The sequence below is a fragment of the Bifidobacterium commune genome (assembly GCF_900094885.1).
In the GTDB taxonomy this organism is placed as follows: domain Bacteria; phylum Actinomycetota; class Actinomycetes; order Actinomycetales; family Bifidobacteriaceae; genus Bifidobacterium; species Bifidobacterium commune.
Genome location: NZ_FMBL01000002.1, coordinates 327722 through 348230, shown reverse-complemented (window position 1 = coordinate 348230; position 20509 = coordinate 327722). Strand labels below are relative to the sequence as shown.

Sequence of the window (20509 nt, the reverse complement as noted above, 5' to 3'; positions counted from 1 at the left end):
TTTTGTCGTAGTTTCTTCGGGTTTTGGCGTATTCGTCGAACGCTTTTGGCGTCAGGGAATAAAGCCATCGTTGATAGACTTTCTCGATTTTATCGGCCTTTTTGTTGGCGGTAAGGGTGGGGTTATCCTGGATGTCCCTGATTCTGGCACAGTAGGCTTGCGGGTACCTCATTCGGGTCTCGCTTGTTGGAGGGGGTGGATAGTGTATGTTTTCTCGGTGCGGACAGCCAGCTCATGTCGGTTCCTGGAGGTGATCGATCCGTCCGCTGCGGCGCGTGTACTGTTGATGGCGTTCACCCCTCGCATAGCGTCCTTGAACACCCGTGCACTGTCCTTAAACACAGGGGTGCGGTCTGGCTTTCAAATGCACGAAGTGCGGCCAGTTCCTCGTCGTAGTCTGCCTTAAGCTCTTCGAGAGTACGCAGTTGGTTGTTCATGCTGTCGATGGAAGCGTTCAATCCCTTTGGTCATATAAGCTGTGGGTTTGTTCGGCGAATGACAGGAAGTCCGCTGTGGGCTCTTCGTTGCGCGCATTTTCGCGCCAGCGCAGATTCTCCAACTCCTCCTGCTCGGAGATGATCTCGTGAAGGCGGTTGGCGCGTTCTGAATCGTCGTCGCTGTTTGGGTGATGCGGATGAGAAAGGGAGTCCTCTGAATAATATTTCACGGCCCGTCACCTCCATCGTTGGGCGGCGGCTTCGTCGCGTTTTTCGATGACGTGCGCTATCTGCGGAAACTTGTTGGCCTGGGGCAGAACGCATGAGGCCACATTCGAGACATCTTGCATCAGTTCGTTGCATAGGCCCATACCTGCCGACATTGAAGCCACTGTCGCCGAATGAAAGGATACCGGCTGATTTGCGAAAGACGATGCGTCAAGACCTGTCAGCTCCGCAATCGCCTCCTGCGCATCCACGGAACTTGATCGTATTTCCCGGTGCTCACAATCTCTCCTTTCGGATAATAATACAGCGGAAAGAATACTTGTTCAAATCTGTCATGGAGGGCGAGAATGGCCTATATGCAGATATGAGGACTTGTTTTGTATTGGGGTATTCCCCCTAGCCGGGGCTTGTCAAAAGCGCTCGGAAGGATGTCGTTGCGAAGATTTCTTTTGTAGAGCAGATTCGACGGTTTTGAAACCTGAGCGAAAAAGACTCAAGTTTTTTTCGAAAATCGGGAATAGAGCTTGACAATATAAAGTTGAGTGAAGTAGGCTCAGGTTTTGGAACATCAATGAGGTGCGAACCTGGATGCGGGCCGTGAACGAACGTCGTGAACGTTTCGCAACGGCGACCGGACCCGAGCGAACAGATGTGAAACGAACGAATACAAGGAGAACGAATATGGGACGTGCAGTAGGTATTGATCTGGGTACTACAAACTCTTGCATCGCAACGCTTGAAGGCGGCGAGCCCACGGTAATCGTAAACGCCGAGGGCGCTCGTACGACCCCGTCGGTTGTCGCGTTCAGCAAGTCCGGCGAGATTCTCGTCGGTGAGGTCGCCAAGCGTCAGGCCGTCACCAACGTCGATCGCACGATCAGCTCGGTGAAGCGCCACATGGGTACCGACTGGAGCGTTGAGATTGATGGTAAGAAGTGGACTCCTCAGGAGATTTCCGCTCAGGTGCTGATGAAGCTCAAGAGGGACGCTGAGGCGTACTTGGGTGAGCCGGTGACTGACGCAGTGATCACTTGCCCCGCATACTTCAACGATGCTCAGCGTCAGGCGACCAAAGACGCCGGCAAGATTGCAGGGCTGAACGTACTGCGTATCATCAACGAGCCTACCGCTGCCGCTTTGGCTTATGGCCTTGAAAAAGGCAAGGAAGACGAGCGCATCCTGGTCTTCGATCTCGGCGGCGGCACCTTCGATGTCTCCCTGCTGGAGATCGGCAAGGACGACGACGGCTTCGCCACCATTCAGGTGCAGGCCACGAACGGCGACAACAGGCTCGGCGGCGACGATTGGGACCAGAAGATCATCGACTGGCTCGTCGGGGAAGTCAAGAACAAATACGGTGTTGATCTGTCCAAGGACAAGATTGCCCTGCAGCGCTTGAAGGAAGCCGCAGAACAGGCTAAGAAAGAGCTTTCCAGCTCCACCGAGACCAATATCTCGATGCAGTATCTGGCCATGACCCCCGACGGTACCCCTGTCCACCTGGACGAGACGCTCACCCGCGCTCGTTTCGAGGAAATGACTTCCGACCTGCTTGGCCGTTGCCGCACGCCGTTCAACAACGTGCTGCATGATGCCAACATTTCGGTTTCCGACATTGATCATGTGGTGCTTGTAGGTGGTTCCACCCGCATGCCTGCCGTCAAGGAGCTCGTCAAGGAGCTCACCGGTGGCAAGGCCGCGAACCAGTCCGTGAACCCGGATGAGGTCGTCGCAGTCGGCGCTGCGGTACAGTCTGGCGTCATCAAGGGCGACCGCAAGGATGTTCTGCTGATCGATGTCACCCCGCTTTCACTTGGTATCGAGACCAAGGGCGGCATCATGACCAAGCTTATCGACCGCAACACCGCCATCCCGACCAAGCGCAGCGAAGTCTTCTCGACCGCCGAAGACAACCAGCCTTCCGTGCTGATTCAGGTTTATCAGGGCGAGCGTGAGTTCGCTCGCGACAACAAGCCGCTGGGCACCTTCGAGCTGACCGGCATCGCTCCGGCTCCGCGTGGCGTCCCGCAAATTGAGGTCACCTTCGACATCGACGCTAACGGTATTGTGCACGTTTCCGCCAAGGACAAGGGCACCGGCAAGGAGCAGTCCATGACTATCACCGGTGGATCCGCTCTGCCGAAGGACGAGATTGATCGTATGGTCAAGGAAGCCGAGGCTCACGAGGCCGACGACAAGAAGCGCAAGGACGAGGCCGAGACTCGCAACACCGCTGAAGGCTTCGCCTATCAGATGGAGAAGATGGTCAACGACAACAAGGACAAGCTCTCCGATGACGTTGTCAAGGAAGTGACTGCTGATGTCGACGAGCTGAAGGAAGCGCTGAAGGGCGACGACATCGACAAGATCAAGGCCGCACAGGAGAAGCTGACCACCTCTTCGCAGAAGATTGGTCAAGCCCTCTATGCTCAGCAGGGTGCTGAAGGTGCTGCCGGAGCTGAAGGTGCTGAGGGAGCTGGTGCCGCTTCTGACGACGATGTGGTTGATGCCGAAGTCGTGGACGATGAAGATGACAAGGACAACAAGTAATCGTGTCCGAATTTGATAAGAACAGTTATCTGAAGGATTTGCCGGATCCGGACGACGCATGGCTCAGGTCCCTGGCCGAGTTTGATGCGGCGGCTTCCGGGTTCGGCGGATCCGGAAGAGACGCTGATTCTGTTGCCGACGCCATGAATGACGCATCTGCCGATGCACATGACGACGGTGATGCCGGTGAATCGGAAGCGGTGCAATCCGACGATAAGCATGACTCATCGATGGACGCCGCTTACGGTAGGTCCGACAACACAACAGCCGGTGGAACCGGCGAAAAGGCGGGTAAAACAATGAGCTCCGAACAGGCGAATGACAAGGCTGACAACGAAGCGAAGCAGACCCGAGAGGACGCCACCGCTTCAGCTGTCGAGGACAACTTCGACAACCAGGCCGATGGTACCAACGGTGATGCTGCGCGAGAGGCTACAGGCCAAGCGGAACATCGCGATAGTAACAACGGCGCTGATACGAGTGAAACCGCTGGCAAGGGTGAGGGCAGCGCGGATACGCTGACGCCACTTGGGCAGGCCAAAAAAGAAGCAGCAGAATATCTTGAGGCGCTTCAGCGTGAGCGTGCTGAGTTCGTCAACTTCCGTAACCGCTCCAAAAAAGACCAGGCAACCTTCCGTCAGCATGGCATCATCGATGTGCTGACCGCGTTGCTTCCGGCGCTGGACGATATCGATCGTATCCGCGAGCACAGCGAGATGGATGATTCGTTTGCCGCCGTTGCCAACAAGATTGACAAGACGTTTGAGAAGTTCGGTGTTGAGAAGTTCGGGGAAAAGGGTGAAACCTTTGATCCGACCAAACATGAGGCAGTTCTCCACAAACCGGATGCCGAGGCGACGGAAGAGATTGTGGACACTGTCGTGGAAGCAGGCTATCGCATCGGCGATCGAGTGATTCGAGCCGCGCGCGTGGTTGTGGCTTCCCCGCAGGTCTAGTGGGATTCCGCGATGACGTGACGTATGCGTAAGTGCGATTCCCCACATGACCGGAGAATCGCACTTATTTGTTTATTAGGGTCGTCGCAGGAAATGCTCCGAATCGGTGGCCGAAAAGGATGGCAGTGATATGGCTGAGAATGAATGGCTGAATAAAGATTTTTACAAGGTGCTCGGTGTTTCGAAAGATGCGACGAGCGAAGAGATCACCAAGTCGTACCGCAAGTTGGCACGTAAATATCATCCCGATCTCAATAAGACGAAAGAGGCCGAGGAGAAATTCAAGGACATCTCGGAAGCCTACGATGTGCTCAGCAATGAGGATCAGCGTCGCAAATACGATGCAATCCGCCAATTTGCGGGCGGTGGGGCAAGGTTTGCTGGCGGCTCAGGTCAGGGCGGGTTCGGCGGTTCTGCCTCCGATTTCTCCGATATCTTTGGCTCGATGTTTGGAGGCGGTGCAGACGGGCCCAGCGTTCGTTTCTCCACTTCCGGCGGTGGCCCGACCAACCTGAATGATATCTTCTCGATGTTCGGAGGGGGCGCTGGCGCGGGATCTCCTTACGGAGCGGGTTTCGGTGGTGATTCAAGTGGCTATCGCGAGCCTCAGGAACCGCGTCGTGGGGACGACCGCAACTCGAAGATCACGCTGACGTTCCGTCAGGCCGTGAAGGGGGCCACCGTCTCGCTCAAGGCGGGGGGAGTTCAATTCAAGACCCATATCCCCGCAGGTGTGAAGGACGGACAGAAGATTCGTTTGCCCGGCAAGGGCAAGCCAGGTTCCAACGGTGGTCCCGCAGGAGACATGTACCTGCAGATTTCGGTTAAGAACGATACGAAGTTCAGCTTGGATGGCAACGATATCGTTATGCCACTTCCAGTTACGATCGGTCAGGCAGTGGCGGGTGCTCGCGTCAAGGCGCTTGGCTTTGATGGCGAAGAGGTGACATTCCGTGTGCCGGCTGGAACTTCGAGCGGCACTGAAGTTCGTGTGAGCGGCAAGGGTGTTTCCGGACGCCATGGCGATCTGGTTGGCCGTGTCGAGATCTGTGTTCCGTCGAAACCTACATTGGGCCAGAAGCACGATGCCAAAGAATTTGACAAGAACTCAGGCGAGTTCGTCGATGAGGTGGCCAAGAAGCGCGAATAGTGCATGGTTTCGCCTTGTGCAAATCGATTGCCGGCAAACAAAGCACAACAGTGCCAATGTAGTGATATGTGAATGAAACGGCGGTGAATGTGATGGTTCGGGTTTCACGTGGGGTGCAGGTTTTGTATGGCCTGTGCGCGGTTGCGTTGGTCGAGCAGCGTGCTGACTTGGACGGGGCCGACGAAGTCGGTTTCGACATCGACTTGCCGGTGTTCAGTGTTGGTCGTGCCGCAGAGCTTGCGAACATTCATCCGCAGACCTTGCGGCAGTACGACCGTCAGGGGCTGATCGTTCCGCAGCGTACTGAAGGCGGCGCTCGCCGCTATTCTCTGCGTGACGTACAAAAACTTGTCGAAGCGCAGCGAATGAGCCAGGAAGAGGGCATCAATCTTGCCGGTATTGCCCGTATTCTCGAATTGCAGGAGGAGAATCGACAGCTTCGGCGTGAGGTGAAGCGTTTGCAGAGGCCGCAAGGTTCGAGTGTGTTTGCCGCAGATCGGGATGGCGGTATCACTGAAATCCAGCACTCCAGGCAGGCCCGCCGTTGGCGTCATGAAGTGAGAGCCAGTGCTCCCCAATTGCCCGCGCGGTCGTACTATGCCGATGATTCCAGTCCCTACGGTTCAGCTTTGATTCGCTTCGGTGATGACAATGTCTTGTGGTGACAACAGGAACTCGTTCATAAACCTCAGTATGCGGCAGGTCCACCCTCTGATTCTGAGGATGATGGTCCTGCTAATCCTCGTCCGGTGATCGTTTGAGGCAACTACGTTGACTGATCGCTTCCGTTGTAATTGACGGTTGGGAGTCATTGCCCATGTCGGTCCGTGTAAGCATTCCGCGTAAATATGTTGCGGTGTGAGTTGGTAATGCACGGAAAGTTCGGATGGGCCGCACCTCTCGGCGTTTGCCATCGCCCTTGGCATGCGCCAGCTGCGCAAGGGGAACTGGGCTAAAGCACCCGGTTATGGCATGATAGAGATGTGTAGCAAACGAAAGTAGCCAACGGAACGCGCTATAGCAATTCATGGAAGACTGGCATGTACGGATATGACGAGGTGGAAGAGCTTTGACAGGGCAAGAACGAAATAATATGGCAAATGCGACAGGAATGCTTAAAGCAGTTCTTTGGGACATGGACGGGACGCTGATCGACTCGGAGCCGTACTGGCATGAGGTCGAAATGGAAATAGCGCGCGAAAACGGCGGCCATTGGAGCGAAAGCATTGGTTGGGAGTGCTCCGGCAAGCCGGTCCCTCGGGTTGCGCAGCGGATGATTGACGAGGGTACGAAGCTGTCGATTGAAGAGGTTCAGCAGCAGCTGGTTGCAGGTGTTGGGCGAAAAGAAGCTGCGCGTATGCCCTGGATTCCGGGTGTGCAAGATGTGCTCCGTTTGTTGGCATCAGCGAGAATTCCTTCGGTTTTGGTCACCGCTTCGCCTCGGAATCTGGCTGAGAATCTGGTTCGTCAGGCTCCCGAGGGTGCATTTGTTGGTTACGTCAGCGGTGATGCCAATCTGCCCAAGAAGCCCAACCCTGCACCGTACCTTACGGCTGCAAAAATAGTGGGGATCGAAGTTCCTGAAACAGTTTTGGTTGAGAACGGAATGTTGGAACGTGTGGCTGAGGATTCGATTGATCCGGCAGGCTCCGCAACGCGACTTGCTGATTTCCGTCGGGAAATGGCCCATTGCGTCGCGATTGAAGACTCGATGACCGGCCTTCATTCGGCTGCCGCATCTGGTGCAACCACGCTTGCACAGACCGGTTTCATCAAAACCGACACCTCAGTCGGCCCCCAGTTCGCATCCATCAACGGCTACGACGGTCTAACCGTAGAGGCTCTGGAGCGTTACGTAGAACAGCGGAGCGCGACTCTCGAGGCATGAAAAAAGGGTTTTCGGAGACATTCCGAAAACCCTGCGAGTGGAGCTGATGGTAATCGAAACCACGACCTCTTCGATGCGAACGAAGCGCTCTACCAACTGAGCTACAGCCCCATGTCTTGAGCCAATCCCCCCAGACAACGTTTCATAGTCTAGTACAATCCGCTCCCAAGTACAATTCGGCGGGTTGGTGACATATTCTAAACGGCATCCGTTGGTTCAATGCTTTTTGGTGGAGCGGATTTGGGCTGGTTTGTTCCACTGCTCGGTTCTTTGCCTGTCTTGCGAGTATCGCCGCCCTTTTCCTTCCACTTGTTTATAGTGTCAGGTCTCTAGGTCCAGCCCCGTCCGTTGCCATTTGGCTCATGTCTTTGTGGGCAATCAGACAGCGAGTAGTGCTTCCGCGGTCTTTTGGTCAGTGGTCAGCGCTGAGATTAGGTGTCCGGACAGGCAGGCGTGGATGGCATTGACTTTGACAGTACCCCATGCAACGCCGATTACCATGGGAATTCTACGCAGTCTTTCCAGATTTATGGAGATTGTGCGATTGTAAAGGTCGGAAGGAACAAGGTTGCCTTCCGCATCGATTAAATGACCGCAGATATGGCCAATAACTCCACGTTGGCAGAGGGTGTGTGCTGTAGCCCGATCGACGTATTCATCAAAGATATGTCCCAACCTGTCTTCGGTGGCTGTGCCGACGCCCACAATAGCGATATCGGCACCGCCGCCGAGTGCGAGCGCCGTCGCGATTTGTGGCTCCTTGCGTATGCTGCTCGCGATTTTTGCATTCGATAAGATCATCGGTGCGGGCAGTGAGGTGAAGGTGCCTCCAAGTTTGCTGGCGAGCATGCGGCAAATGTCGGGCGAATCGATCATAGGATTATCCGGACTCAAGGAGCCAATCATTTGCGCCACGTTTGATTTCGGCCATTCACGTATGGGCATTTCATGAACTGTTGCTGCTACGGCCCTGCCGTTGGAAACGGTAATCAGCGAATCTGGCTTGCATAGTTCGCAAAACAGAGCTGCGGCATATTTCGGCACGACTTGGCTCGCGTTTTCGTTGTCGTGTACTGTAGCCACGCGAACATGCTGCAGTCCATATTTGTGTTCCAGCTGACGTTCGATTTTTCGGATGGGTTCCAACTCGTGGCTGATTGAGATGTGAACCATTCCCGAGTCTCTGGACTCCTTGAGCAATCGTGAAACGGTGGGTCTCGAATAACCGATGTCCTGCGCGATTTGTGCCTGTGTTTTGTCCTCGAGATAGTAGGAGCGCGCCACTCGCAGCATGAGTTCGATATGCTGTCGTGATGAGTTCGTTGCGAGTGATTTATCGTTGAACATATGTTCATTTTAACATGATAAAGAGATTCATGTACTGGTATTAAAGCGTTTTTACTGAGGATTTGAAAATAAAAAATAAAAATCTATGAACGTTTGTTCATTAAGGAGTGGATTCTTACCATTTGAACCTCATAGAGTAGTTAATTGAAACGTAGTGGGTCAGATTGCAACGATGCCGCGAACCTGATTTCGGTATTTCGAAAGCTGCGATTCAGGCAGATCTTCTACGTGAAAATTGCAAATAGGCATCTGAGGGTCGTCAATGATTTCGACCGCGGTTGGCTGTGAGCAAGGTAATGGTTAACGAATGAAATAAGGAGCAGCAATGTCGTTTGCACGCACAATTTTGGGCGATGTCGATCCAGGTACTCTCGGTGTGGTTGACTGCCATGACCATCTCATCCGCGTCGGTGCGGGTGAGGTCTACATTGACCGTGATCATCAGCTTGATTCCGTAGAAAAGGCCGAAGAAGAGGCAACACGCTTCGCGCAGGCTTCCAAGAAGTGGAGCCAACATGGAGGCACGGTTGTTGACATGTGCCCCATCAACTGCGGTCGTGATCCATCCAAACTTGCCGAAGTGGCCAAGAACGTTGAGGGTCTGCAAGTCATCGCCGCCACCGGTTTCCATCGCGAACATGTCTATTTGGAAACCCAGTCGCACTGGATTAACCGTTATTCCGTCGACAAGGTTGCTGAACTGGTCATTGCCGATATTCGTGAAGGCATCGATCAGAACGATTACAGTGGCCCGATCGTCAACCGTACTTCGTGCAAGGCTGGCGTGATCAAGGTCGGCACGGCTTACGGCGCGATTACTCCGTTTGAGCACAAGTGCCTCGAGGCTGCCTCGATTGCTGCCATAGAGACCGGAGCTCCAATCAACACCCACACCACTTTCGGTACTTGCGGGCTTGAGCAGGCTCAAGCAATGCTGAAGTTGGGTGTGCCTGCCAACCAGATTGCCATTGGTCACATCCAGCGCAACGCCGATATTTATTACTTGGAGAAGATTCTTGATTTGGGTGTCTATCTTGAGATTGACGGCACCAACCGTATCAAGTATCAGCCGGATTCCAACCGTATCAAGGAACTCGCCGCTTTCAAGAAGGACGGTTTTGAAGACCGCGTCCTGCTTGGCACCGATTCCGGCAAGCGCTCCTATCAGAAGGCTTACGGCTCGGTCTCCGGCGTGGACTACAACCCCGCCGTCGACGGTCCTCGCATGATTGACGAAGGCTTCGATCCCGAGTACGTCGACAAGCTTCTGATCAAAAATGCCAAGACCTTCTTCACCTTCAAGAAGGAAGGCTGATTGACATGGCAGAAACATTGCAACGACCGAAGCTGCAAATTGCGCTTGATACGACCGATATGCCCAGCGCGCTGCGTCCACTGAATGCGGCGATAAGCCAGATTGACGTCATCGAGTGCGGTACCATTCTCATCATTGCTGAAGGTCTGAAGGCCGTGCGTGAAGTGCGGGCGCTGTATCCGAACAAGACAATCCTGGCGGATGTGCGCATTGTGGAAGCGGGTGCTCTGATCGCGCGCAATTGCTTTGAGGCGGGTGCTAGCTGGGTTTCCGTCGTAGCTGGTGCTTCGATGACCACCGTTGAGCAGGTCGTTAAGGTGGCCGATGAGTTTGGTGGTGAGGTTCAGATCGAACTCGGTGAGAACTACGATCCGGAACAAGCCCGTGAATGGCGTCGTCTTGGGGTCACTCAGGTTATCGTCCACCGTTCTCGTGATGCGGAAGTTGCCGGCAAGCTTACCTGGGGTCCTGACGACATCCAGCGCATCAAGGAGCTTCACGATATGGGCTTCATGGTTACGGTAACCGGTGGCGTGAAGGCCGAAGACCTTCCATTCTTCGAAGGTGCTCCGGTTGGTGTCATCATTTCCGGACGAGGCATCGTCAAGGCTGATGATCCGCTTGCTGCGGCCAAGCATCTTCAGGACAACATCAGCGAGGTATGGTCGTAATGAGTACTGTCAGGCTTGGCATCTATGAGAAAGCGCTTAGGCAGACCGACGATTGGGATTCGTTTTTCGCTCAGGTGCGTGACGGTGGATTCATGTTCATGGATCTTTCCGTTGATGAATCGCCTGAACGTATGGCGCGTCTCGACTGGTCAGCGAAGCAGGCGCATGACTTCAGGGATTCGGCCGATCGTTCGGGAGTTCAGGTTGGAGGCATGTGCCTGAGCTGTCATCGTAAGGTCGGTCCGGGTTCCGCAGATCCCAAGGTGCGTCAAGAGGCGGACGACATTTTCCGCAAGGCCATTGATCTCAGCTATGAGGCGGGCATTCCTGTCGTGCAGGTCGCTGGTTATTACGCTTATTACGAGGATCCGGACGACGGTCAGCGCGCGCGCTATGTGGAGTCTCTGCGTCGGGCTGCGTCCTATGCGGCGCAGGCCGGTGTGATGCTTGGCGTTGAAAACGTTGATGGTAACGATGTCACTTCGATCACCAAGGGCCTTGCAATCTGCGATGAGATCCATTCGCAGTGGCTTACGATGTATCCCGATATCGGCAATCTCGCCGAGCAGCAGCTTGATACCACCTCGGAACTCAAGGCCGGGGAGGGAAGGATGCTTGCCATCCATCTCAAGGATGTATTGCCGGGGCAGCCTCGTCGTATTCCTATGGGCACCGGCGTTACCGATTTTGCCGCTGCGTTCAAGGAATTGAAGAGGCAGGATTGGTCGGGCAGGATGATGCTTGAGATGTGGAATGACGATTCGCCTGATTCCAGTGAAATCAGCTCGTCGGCTCGTCAAAAGGTCACCAATTGGTTGACTGATGCCGGAATTGAGATTGCTTCGCGGCTATAAGTGCAGCCCGTGTCGGCCGAGAGATATGGATGAACGGTTTTCGATCCGCGCTTGTGCGTACGACATGGGATGGGTCGGTACAAAATGATTCTGCCAATGCGTCGCAGAAAACGAATCTAATACCTCGGGATGATTCGAGGTGACATAAAATAGTTACAAGGAAGTGCTGTTATGGCAACTTATGATATTTCCACCATCGGTGAGGGCCAAATCCGTTTCACCGTCAACAGTGGCGAACGATTGATGTTCACCCGATCGGTTTCCATGAATCCTGCTTGTTCTGAAGCAAACGTGGCTGGACTGCTGGCACAGCTCGGTCGCAATGCATTGTGGACTAGTTCATTGCCGAAAGGCGATCTCGGTGACTATATCCTCACTGAATATCGTTCCGTTGGAGTCGATATGAAAACCATGGTGCGCAAATCTGGTGGTCGTACCGCCCTCTATTTCATGGAACCAGGAGCGGGTCCTATGCCGGCGAACGTGATCTATGACCGCGATTGGACCTCGTTCCGTTCCACCGGTATCGAGGACTATGACTGGAGCACAATGCTTGATACAAGGCTGATGTTTCTTACGGGCATCACAGCCTCGTTGACCGATACCACGGCTGAAGTGGTTCGTTATGCGGCCGATCATGCGGTCGAGCGCGGTGCCAAGCTGGCGTTGGACGTTAACTTCCGTCGTAAACTTTGGTCCGGGGAACGCGCCCGCGAAGTGCTTACTCCTATCGCCGAAGAGGCCGATGTCCTGTTCTGTTCGATTGCGGACGCCGAAAAAGTCTTTAAGATTACCGGTACGCCCGAAGAAGTGACTGCTGAGCTGATGAAGCGCTTTGAACCGGAGTATGTCGTTTCGACCAACCATATGGAAGGCCCGTATTTGCGTACGCATGAAGGTTTCACTGAGTATCACACCACGCCGGTGCCGGTCATTGATCGTCCCGGTGCGGGCGATTCGTTTGTGGCCGCCACGTTGCACGGCTACCTCTCCGGTGAAATAGAGGAAGGTGTCAAGTGGGGTCAGCGCGCCTCTGAGTTTGCCATCACGCATAAGGGTGATCTGACCCGCATTCGCCCGGATGAGCTGCATATTCCGCTGGGTACCGACATTGACCGCTAGTCCTGGTTGTCTGAGGTGAAACAACAACAGTAATTGTCCATTAGCATTATGGCATGGTAAGGAAAACAATTATGAGCACAGCAACAAATACTTCGGTTTCCCCGGATTTATCGTCGAAACCGGTAAAGGCTTATGAACAAATGGATTCGCGGCCGCTGACTGGCCACCAAAAAAGCATCATCTCGCTGGTAATTGTCGGGAATGTTTCCGAATTCTTCGATATGTTCCTCATTGGCTTCGTGGTTTCCCTGCTGACGACTGCATGGAGACTGACTGGCTTTGAGGCGGGCGTCATCTTGGCGTGTTCCGGACTTGGCACGGTTTTGGGATCCATTTTGTGGGGTCGTCTCGCTGATAAGTTCGGTCGCAAGCGTGCCTTCCAATGGTGTGTGATTTGTTTCGTCGCATTTACCGTCCTTTCGGTGTTCCTTCCCGATCGGGCATGGCTGCTTCTAGCCATTCTTCGCGTTGGTGTGGGTGTGGGAGTCGGTGGTCTCAACATCACATCCATTCCGTATGTTCAGGAATTCGTGCCGGCCAAGAACCGCGGCATGCTTTCCGGCCTTGCTTCGGTCTTCATCCCGCTTGGTCTGTTGCTCGGTTCCGTATCGCAAAGCGTGGTCGGGGATAACTGGCGTATTCTCATTGCGCTTGGAGCTCTGCCGGTGCTGCTGCTCGTTTGGCTGCATTACGTTCCTGAATCCCCTCGTTTCTACCAGTCCAAGGGAGAGGACGGAAAGGCCCGTGAAGCCTTGGCTTGGGCGATGGAGCTTCCAATCGATGAGGTCGGCACGCTTCCTGAGGTCCAGGTGGAGAAGAAGGTGGGCTATGGCGAGCTCTTCAGCAAGCATATGCGCCCGTTGGTCATCATCACGGTTGGCTCCTTCTGCTTTATGATGGGCAGCTTTGCCATCCAGTCTTGGGGGCAGACGCTTCTCAAAGATGCGTTCCACTTCACGCCGCAGGTGGTTGCCTACCTGTTCATGGGCGTGTCCGTCGCCGACTGCATCGGCCGTTTCGGTTCTGCTTGGCTTGCTGATGTCATCGGGCGTCGTTGGACGATGTTCCTCTTCGGTGTCGTCGGCGCTTTGGGCTGCTTCTATGCCGCATTCTTTCACAGCTCGGGCTGGCAGTTCTACATCGCGGTGCTCATCATCATGACCTTCGCGGATGGTGCGTTCGGCATCTTGAACGCCTTCGGCGGCGAGCAGTTCTCCAATGACGTGCGTTCCACTGGTCTGGGCTTGGGCTACGGTCTCGGAGCGATCGCCAAGGTCATCGGCCCTGCGCTTATGGGCATCCTTGTGGGTGGCAGCTTCGTTTCGCAGCACATCGATATCTCCGTGATCACCAGGGCGTTCACTTTCTTCGGTATCTGCCTCGTTATCGGTGCAATCACATATCTCTTTGCCCAGGAGACCCGCGGCAAGGATCTTGAAAGCCTCTAAGCGGAAAATTTTCAGGAAGGCGGCCGTCGGAGTCGTCGCTGCCGACGGTCGCCTTCCTTTTTTTGCCATAGAACTGTTTGACGTCGGATGCTTGCCATTGCGGCTCATAATGACATGTCGTATCTTGTTGCTGCTCGAGATGAAGCGATGATGTAGATACGGCATGTTGGAATTGCGTGTTTGCTCTGACGTGGCCATCAATGATGTATTGGCCGTGTTTAGTTGAAAAGGAATGACGATTATGGTGTCGTTAAACGATTTTGGCCCCGAAGTGAGGGCTGAGGTGAAGCAGGTGCGTGAGGTTGTTGCCAGCCTGCATGAACAGCTAATTAAGTGGAATCTGGTGGTCTGGACGGCGGGAAATGTCTCACAGCGCCTGCATTTCGCAGATCTGATGGTGATCAAGCCCAGTGGATTGCGCTATGAAAGCCTGACACCGGAGTCGATGGTGGTGTGTGATCTGAACGGCGAGCTGGTCGACGGACAGGCATCTCCAAGCTCGGATACGAAGTCGCACGCGTACATCTACCGTAACATGCCGGACGTGTATGGTGTCGTGCATACGCATTCGACGTATGCGACGGCTTGGGCGGCGACTGGACAGGAGATTCCGTGCGGCTTGACGATGATGGGCGATGAGTTCGGTGGATCGGTGCCTGTGGGTCCGTTCAGGCTGATAGGTAGCGAGGCAATTGGCGAGGGCGTGGTGGATACGCTTAAAAAATATCCTCATTCGCCGGCGGTGCTGATGCAGAATCATGGCCCGTTCGCGATTGGCTGTGACGCCGAGGCGGCGGTGAAGGCCGCGGCGATGACCGAGGAGGTGGCGCACACGATGTGGGCCGCTTGTCAGCTTGGTGATATCATCCCGATCGCACAGGATGACATTGACAAGCTCAACGAACGCTACCAGAACGTCTATGGACAGCACTGAGACTCGTCAAGAAACAGATAAATCCGGCACAGCAAAAGTGGCGCGCCTCTTACTTGATGAGGGGCGCGCCACGATTTTGGACTTGCGAATGATGCTCAGATAGTGCACCGGCAGAAAGTGGAAGGTCCGTCCCTGCCCGGGTGTTGCCGGAGTGGTTCCTTCTTGCTTGGTCTTCTCAGGGGTGGCGCTGCCCGTGGCATTGCTGTGCGGGTTGCTGTAGTTGCCCACGCCGGCCTCTTCGTCGATCTAAGCGCCACCGGCATGGTCGCGTCAGACACCAGTGTGGACGGCGGATTCGCCGCCTTGCGTGCCGAAATGCTATTGTCATAGGCTCCGAACGATGTTGCCGTGTTCAGGTTTCTGGACGGGATTTCGGCCTGCGCCTTGGCCTTGTATTCGTCATCGCTTTCCGGCAGATGGAACTGTAGCTCCTTGAGCATGTTGACGCAGGAACCCGCGGTCCGACGATATAGTCGGCATCGACTCTCATCAGTGCGTCGATTTCGTTGTGCATTACCTTGGTGGATTCCTTGACATATCCACTGTTGAACGTGATCTGTCCGCAGCAGATTTGTTGCAGGGGCATGTACGTTTCACAACCGAATCTTTCAGGACTTCGACCATGGCTTTCCCGCGTTGGGGAATATGAGGTCAACCAGACAGGTGGAGAAAATAGCTACCTTCATACTGACTTCTTCGAATGGGCTTCCATCGTTTGATGCGTTCGGCGATGAAGTTACCGTATGTGGCTTCGTTGCGGGCGGCGGTCAACCTTCGACGTACCGTCTAGCGATCATCAAAGATGCACGATAGGCCTTGAACCTTAAAAGAAACGACATTTTGACATATTTAATACCGTTCAGTCAATGTGATATTGGCTGCAACGTATGCATGGGTTACTGCGCAGTGGCTTCTTTTTTCCGAATTTTGCCTTGCACAGGCCAATGATGGTGGGCAGCAGTGAGAGGAGGAGAATCGCGACGATAACCAACTCGAAATTGTTCTGGACCAACGGAATGCCGCCAAAGAAGTAGCCGAGCAATGTGAACAGTGTCGACCAGGTGAGACCGCCTATCACGGAGAACGGTGTGAAGCGAACCCAACGCATGCCTGTAAGGCCGCTGATGAAGGGCATGAACGTGCGAATGAACGGGAAGAAGCGGCCGAGAAAAACGGCGAGTGGTCCCCATTTGTCGATCATGGATTCGGTTTTAGCCAAGCGTTCGGGGGTCATGGCTTTGACCTTGCCGCTTTCGATGATTTTGCGGCCGAAGAAATGCCCGATGAAGTAGTTGCACTGGTCACCGATAATCGGGGCGATCCAGACGATCGGCAGTAGTCCGAAGAGCGGCAGCGCCGACTTGCCGGTGAGGGCGTCGGGAGCGGCGAAGAACCCAGCCGCAAAAAGCAGCGAGTCGCCAGGCAGGAATGGGAAGAACACCACGCCTGTCTCAATGAAAATGATCAGGAAAATGAAGCCCAGAGTGGGGACAATCCCCATCGAAATCCAACCGGCGATGATGGTGCGCGGGTCTTTCAGCAGCTCGATGAGGAAGTGAATGAAACCCATGATGTCCTGTCTGTCGTTCGTCTGCGGTGCTCTGTTTTTGCGGCCGCGCTCGGCACAGGTCGTGAGACCTGCCGAAATATGTAATCTCGACAAGTGTATCAACGCGAATAACGGATCGGGCCGCGGTATTTTAAGTGCTCCATGAATCTGCACAAAATAGTGGGTGGTATGTGGTCTCGTCCTGAGCTTTCAAGGGTGAAGTCGGCTTTTGTGCTATTTTCAAGGGCGCACTTTTGGTTCATGGTGTCGATTACAAGGTTTACGGATCGAAGGTAGAGTTGCCGAAAATAATTATGTGGCAATAAGAAACTTTTGAACTGTGAAAGTTAACAGTTCATGAATGAAGGGAGTAAACCTACAATGGGCATCGAAACGTTTCGAACGTGGAGGTTCGGATTTCGATGAGTTGTTTCGACTGCGCGGTAGCCGGCAATGGGTAACGAAAACGGCGGAAGGGCGCTTATATGACGGGCATCAAAGACGTTGCAGAAGTCGCCGGTGTCGTGGTTTCCACGGTTTCGTATGTGCTCTCAGGCAGGCGTTCAATATCTGCGAAGACCACGAACAGGGTTATGGAAGCCGTTGACATGCTGGGCTATGTCCCCGATGCCAGTGCCAAAACAATGCGCGGCAGATTTAATCATGTGGTTTCGATTGCGTGCAGGTTCTTGTGAACACGTCTGCGTCACCATGCCGTTGGATACTTGAGCTATGGAGACACGGGATATGAAATCTGCTGATGGCGCTTCTGGTGTGCGTGACGTTCATGACGGCGTTGCGATGACTGAGATTCCGCAAGGAACGGTTGTTCTTGCGGCCACGCCGATCGGCAATGTAGGCGATGCTTCGGCAAGGCTTCGGGTGTTGCTCGAAAGGGCGGACATCGTGGCTGCCGAGGATACGCGCCGGCTTTATGACCTGGCCAACCGCCTTGGCGTGCACGTTGGCGGCCGTGTGGTCGCCAACCACGATCACAACGAGCGTGCGAAGGCTGATGGCTTGCTTGACGAGGTCGAACGTGGCGCGACCGTATTGGTTGTTTCCGATGCGGGCATGCCCACCGTCAACGACCCGGGTGTGGCGATTGTTCGTCGTGCCATTGAGCGTGACCTGCCAGTGACCTGCGCTCCCGGCCCGTCCGCAGTGCTCGATGCGCTTGCCCTTTCTGGCCTGCCGACCGACCGTTTCTGCTACGAGGGCTTTGTGCCGCGCAAGCACAACGAACGTGTTCAGCGCTTCCGCTCGTTGCTGGGAGAACGGCGCACGATGGTTTTCTATGAGACACTGCATCGCATTGCCGATACGATGGATGATCTGCTCGACATGTTCGGTCCCGACCGTTCGATGGCGCTGTGCCGAGAGCTCACCAAGGACTATGAACAGGTTCGCCGTGGAACGATCGGCGAGATTCGCCAATCCGTGGTCGACGACCCACCACGAGGTGAAATCGTTCTGGTCATCGCGGGTGCGAGCGAGGGTGAGGTGATGAAGGCCGGGGAAGCTGCCGCAACCGTTCTGAGCATTGATGATCTGGCTGCGCTCGCCATCGAACGTGCCGAAAAAACCGATGAGCGCATCAAAGACGCCATCGTCGAAATCATCAAGCAGCATCCGCTTCCCGACGGTTCATTGCCTAATCGCAAAGCTGTCTACGCCGCCACACTCAACCGCAAGTAGATGGGTTGCGCGGGTTTCGCCTCCGCAGGGTTTATAGGCGACTTCATGTCCGACTATCGCGAGCGGGACTGGATGATTGATGTTCCACTTTGGGCGGTCGGCCCGTATTTGGTGCGCAACGATTGAACGGGGTCGAACAGATGAGAAGTCCGCGGAAGTGCGGCTCTGCCCACTTCGGGGATGAATCGGTCGTTGGGCTGAGCGCATGATCGGGAAACATCGCAATCGTGTTCAAGCCGGCGGCATTCTTGATGATGACCGGTCGTGGTGGTGAGGGTTGCATGTGGCCTCCGTGATCTCCTTTGTGGGTGTCGATCCAGAGGGCGCGGCCGACTGCGAGGGCCATCGCTAAGACGGCCAGGGCTGTGTGTCCCGGTTTGCCTGCTTCTGCCCGCATCGTGTGACTCCTTCCCGTTCCTCAATCTCGGATGAGCGGCGGCGAGCTCGATGACCGAGCTTTTGCAATAGGGTTCGACGAGTATGGTTGCGGAGCCTTTTGACCCGTCCTTGCTTGATATGCCGATCAGGGTCACCGCTATGCCCAGCTGTTCCGAATGCCGCGTTTTGCCGAGTTCGAGTTTCACGTCGCGGTCTAGAACGCCGGTGTTGAATCCCGCATGTCGTGCATCGCTGCCAATGACGGCTAAAATGTTGTATTTTCCCTCGTTGTGATTGCCGCCGATTCCCGGCACCAGAACGATTCAGATGTTGCCAACCCATGTCTGCCCCCGGTCGTAAATGATGACTATGTAGTACGGGGGTCTCATTGATATGGTCCTCAATTCCTTTTCTCAGATCGTAGCCAGCATCCATGAGTGCGTTAAGTGTGGAGAGTGACCAGCAGTCTCCAAGTTCACCTTGTGAGAGATCGCCTGGACTGCACGGGTCGTTAAGAAGTCCTTGTTTAACTTGATTTCATTTGATGGGGACTTCGTCGACTTCGGCTTTTTCCCAGAATTCCCACCACTGATGTTTGTGGAGACCTCCGGAGTCGACGAGTTTGTTGCTGCCGCCGTAGAGGTTTGCGGTTGCCAGGTTGAATTGGTGGAGGCGTTCGATCTTGCCTTGGAGCCATGTCTGGGTGCGGCGATTGTGGTCGCTCCTGCGTCAAAACCGGGGCCGGTCTGCTCGTCGTCTATGGCCTGCGACAGTGCATTCGCATGGTTTTGAGCCGAATCTTCGACGCTTCGGATCTCGTTCATACGAGTGAATTCTATCATAAAATATTTGAAGGTAAGGAGGCTATGCCACGGTGCCCGATGCTGGGTGAAACGGCCTCGAGGGCGGGTTGGTCGCTAGACTGAACGCATGAGCAAGAAACATCGCAATCGGAGTTGGGCGCCGGCGCCGGAGGCATTGCCGGATGTGGTTCGGGTTATCGATGACCACACGCATATCGCCAGTGTGGTGCCGTTCGCCCGCGAAATGAACCGTCAGGCCATTGAGCGCGATCAGCCGCCGGTTCCTGTCTATTCCGTCGATGAAATGCTTGGTCAGGCGCGTGCGGTCGGTGTTGAAGGCGTCATCGATGTCGGTTGCGAGCTGCCGAATCTTGAGGTTGCGGTGCAGATGGCCATCGATCATCCCGGTGTCGTCCATGCGGCACTGGCGATTCATCCGAACGAAGCCGTGCTGCACGGGCATCGGGGGGCGGCTGGACCGGACGGTTTGCCGGTGAAGTATCAACCGTGGCACGACACCAGCTTCGAGGATGCGCTAGCGGAGGTTCACCGTTTGGTGGTTGAACACCCGCAGCAAGTGGTCGCCATTGGTGAGACGGGCATGGATTTGTTCCGCACTGGCGAGGCTGCGAAGGAGATTCAACGCGATGCCTTCCGCGCGCACATCGCCCTTGCCAAAGAGCTGAACATTCCTATGCAGATCCACGACCGCGATGCCCATCGGGAAGTCATTGAAACGCTTCTTAAGGACGGCAGCCCGGAACGGACCGTTTTCCACAGCTGGTCCGGCGACACCGAGCTGGCCCAAATCGCCGAGGCGCAAGGTTGGTATCTCAGCTTTTCGGGGGCTTCAAGCTACAAAGGCAACGAGGAAATCCGCCGATCGGCTGCCGTCGTCGGGCTCGACCACATCATGGTGGAAACCGATGCTCCGTATCTCACGCCGATGCCGTATCGCGGTCGTCCCAATGCGCCGTACATGATTCCATACACCTTGCGGGCGCTCGCGGATGCCCTTGATTTGCCAATAAGTGAAGTTGCAAAAGCGACACGGCAGACCACAAAGGCCGTGTATGGCTTGTAAAGCCGGTTCGTGATGATTTTTGCGAATTATGGTCGAGAACTAATGGATGCTTATTTTTCAACTTGCGGTAGCACCGTTTTCGCGCACGGACGTTTTG

At 54.8% G+C, this 20509-nt stretch carries 21 protein-coding genes and 1 tRNA gene; 16 read left to right on the top strand and 6 right to left on the bottom strand.

The features are described 5' to 3' along the window. Positions 1-454 precede the first annotated feature (454 nt). Complete coding sequence (locus tag GA0061077_RS05320; RefSeq protein ID WP_091847890.1) at positions 455-667, bottom strand: hypothetical protein; 213 nt, start codon at positions 665-667, stop codon at positions 455-457. Positions 668-1346: 679 nt separating this feature from the next. On the opposite strand from GA0061077_RS05320, the gene dnaK reads away from it, so the two are divergent. The 5 genes from dnaK (at position 1347) to GA0061077_RS05290 (ending at position 7209) form a co-directional block, all read left to right on the top strand. Continuing rightward, positions 1347-3215, top strand: coding sequence for a molecular chaperone DnaK (dnaK, locus tag GA0061077_RS05310; RefSeq protein ID WP_091847888.1), 1869 nt, complete (start codon positions 1347-1349; stop codon positions 3213-3215). A gap of 230 nt (positions 3216-3445) precedes the next feature. After that, positions 3446-4171 carry a nucleotide exchange factor GrpE gene (grpE, locus tag GA0061077_RS05305; RefSeq protein WP_375773985.1) on the top strand — a complete coding sequence of 242 codons (726 nt, stop codon included), beginning with the start codon at positions 3446-3448 and terminating at the stop codon, positions 4169-4171. Positions 4172-4301: 130 nt separating this feature from the next. Continuing rightward, complete coding sequence (locus GA0061077_RS05300) at positions 4302-5321, top strand: DnaJ C-terminal domain-containing protein (protein WP_091847948.1); 1020 nt, start codon at positions 4302-4304, stop codon at positions 5319-5321. A gap of 92 nt (positions 5322-5413) precedes the next feature. Then, positions 5414-5986 carry a heat shock protein transcriptional repressor HspR gene (locus tag GA0061077_RS05295; protein ID WP_091847947.1) on the top strand — a complete coding sequence of 191 codons (573 nt, stop codon included), beginning with the start codon at positions 5414-5416 and terminating at the stop codon, positions 5984-5986. A gap of 428 nt (positions 5987-6414) precedes the next feature. Then, positions 6415-7209, top strand: a complete 795-nt coding sequence (locus tag GA0061077_RS05290) for an HAD family hydrolase (protein ID WP_234696520.1) — start codon at positions 6415-6417, stop codon at positions 7207-7209. A 38-nt stretch (positions 7210-7247) separates the two neighbouring features. On the opposite strand, the gene GA0061077_RS05285 is transcribed toward GA0061077_RS05290, so the two are convergent. Both GA0061077_RS05285 and GA0061077_RS05280 read right to left on the bottom strand, forming a co-directional pair. Beyond that, positions 7248-7320, bottom strand: a tRNA-Ala gene (locus GA0061077_RS05285). A gap of 267 nt (positions 7321-7587) precedes the next feature. Continuing rightward, on the bottom strand, positions 7588-8556 hold the full coding sequence (locus GA0061077_RS05280; RefSeq protein ID WP_091847887.1) for a sugar-binding transcriptional regulator: 969 nt from the start codon (positions 8554-8556) through the stop codon (positions 7588-7590). Between the two features lie 325 nt (positions 8557-8881). Between GA0061077_RS05280 and GA0061077_RS05275 the strand changes: the two genes are divergently transcribed. The 6 genes from GA0061077_RS05275 (at position 8882) to GA0061077_RS05250 (ending at position 14900) form a co-directional block, all read left to right on the top strand. Beyond that, positions 8882-9871 (top strand): phosphotriesterase family protein, encoded by a 990-nt coding sequence (locus GA0061077_RS05275; protein WP_091847886.1) that lies wholly within the window; start codon positions 8882-8884, stop codon positions 9869-9871. A gap of 5 nt (positions 9872-9876) precedes the next feature. Then, positions 9877-10542 (top strand): 3-keto-L-gulonate-6-phosphate decarboxylase UlaD, encoded by a 666-nt coding sequence (locus tag GA0061077_RS05270; protein WP_091847885.1) that lies wholly within the window; start codon positions 9877-9879, stop codon positions 10540-10542. Beyond that, the gene (locus tag GA0061077_RS05265) at positions 10542-11396 is read left to right on the top strand and encodes an L-ribulose-5-phosphate 3-epimerase (RefSeq protein ID WP_200754450.1); all 855 of its coding nucleotides are present in this window, start codon (positions 10542-10544) and stop codon (positions 11394-11396) included. The genes GA0061077_RS05270 and GA0061077_RS05265 overlap by 1 nt, the downstream gene beginning before the upstream one ends. Before the next feature lie 171 nt (positions 11397-11567). Next, a complete protein-coding gene (locus tag GA0061077_RS05260) occupies positions 11568-12518 on the top strand; it encodes a sugar kinase (RefSeq protein WP_091847883.1) in 951 nt (316 codons plus the stop codon). 71 nt (positions 12519-12589) lie between these two features. Continuing rightward, on the top strand, positions 12590-13966 hold the full coding sequence (locus GA0061077_RS05255) for an MFS transporter (protein WP_091847882.1): 1377 nt from the start codon (positions 12590-12592) through the stop codon (positions 13964-13966). A gap of 241 nt (positions 13967-14207) precedes the next feature. Continuing rightward, on the top strand, positions 14208-14900 hold the full coding sequence (locus tag GA0061077_RS05250) for an L-ribulose-5-phosphate 4-epimerase (RefSeq protein WP_091847945.1): 693 nt from the start codon (positions 14208-14210) through the stop codon (positions 14898-14900). A gap of 6 nt (positions 14901-14906) precedes the next feature. Here the strand turns inward: GA0061077_RS05250 and GA0061077_RS06965 are convergent, their stop codons facing one another. The 3 genes from GA0061077_RS06965 to GA0061077_RS05240 form a co-directional block, all read right to left on the bottom strand. Further along, entirely contained in the window at positions 14907-15128 is a 222-nt protein-coding gene (locus tag GA0061077_RS06965) for a hypothetical protein (RefSeq protein ID WP_200754449.1), read from the bottom strand. Between the two features lie 124 nt (positions 15129-15252). Then, entirely contained in the window at positions 15253-15486 is a 234-nt protein-coding gene (locus GA0061077_RS07265) for a heterodisulfide reductase-related iron-sulfur binding cluster (protein ID WP_375773995.1), read from the bottom strand. Between the two features lie 273 nt (positions 15487-15759). After that, complete coding sequence (locus GA0061077_RS05240; protein WP_091847881.1) at positions 15760-16470, bottom strand: DedA family protein; 711 nt, start codon at positions 16468-16470, stop codon at positions 15760-15762. Between the two features lie 464 nt (positions 16471-16934). Between GA0061077_RS05240 and GA0061077_RS05235 the strand changes: the two genes are divergently transcribed. The 5 genes from GA0061077_RS05235 to GA0061077_RS05220 all read left to right on the top strand — a co-directional run bounded on the left by GA0061077_RS05235 (position 16935) and on the right by GA0061077_RS05220 (position 20412). Next, a complete protein-coding gene (locus GA0061077_RS05235) occupies positions 16935-17144 on the top strand; it encodes a LacI family DNA-binding transcriptional regulator (RefSeq protein ID WP_091847880.1) in 210 nt (69 codons plus the stop codon). A gap of 37 nt (positions 17145-17181) precedes the next feature. Next, entirely contained in the window at positions 17182-18147 is a 966-nt protein-coding gene (rsmI, locus tag GA0061077_RS05230; protein ID WP_091847879.1) for a 16S rRNA (cytidine(1402)-2'-O)-methyltransferase, read from the top strand. Then, complete coding sequence (locus GA0061077_RS07140) at positions 18148-18273, top strand: hypothetical protein (RefSeq protein WP_267886421.1); 126 nt, start codon at positions 18148-18150, stop codon at positions 18271-18273. It begins immediately after the preceding gene. 774 nt (positions 18274-19047) lie between these two features. Continuing rightward, positions 19048-19317 carry a hypothetical protein gene (locus GA0061077_RS06765; protein ID WP_143249615.1) on the top strand — a complete coding sequence of 90 codons (270 nt, stop codon included), beginning with the start codon at positions 19048-19050 and terminating at the stop codon, positions 19315-19317. Between the two features lie 138 nt (positions 19318-19455). Beyond that, on the top strand, positions 19456-20412 hold the full coding sequence (locus tag GA0061077_RS05220; protein WP_091847877.1) for a TatD family hydrolase: 957 nt from the start codon (positions 19456-19458) through the stop codon (positions 20410-20412). Positions 20413-20509: the final 97 nt, after the last annotated feature.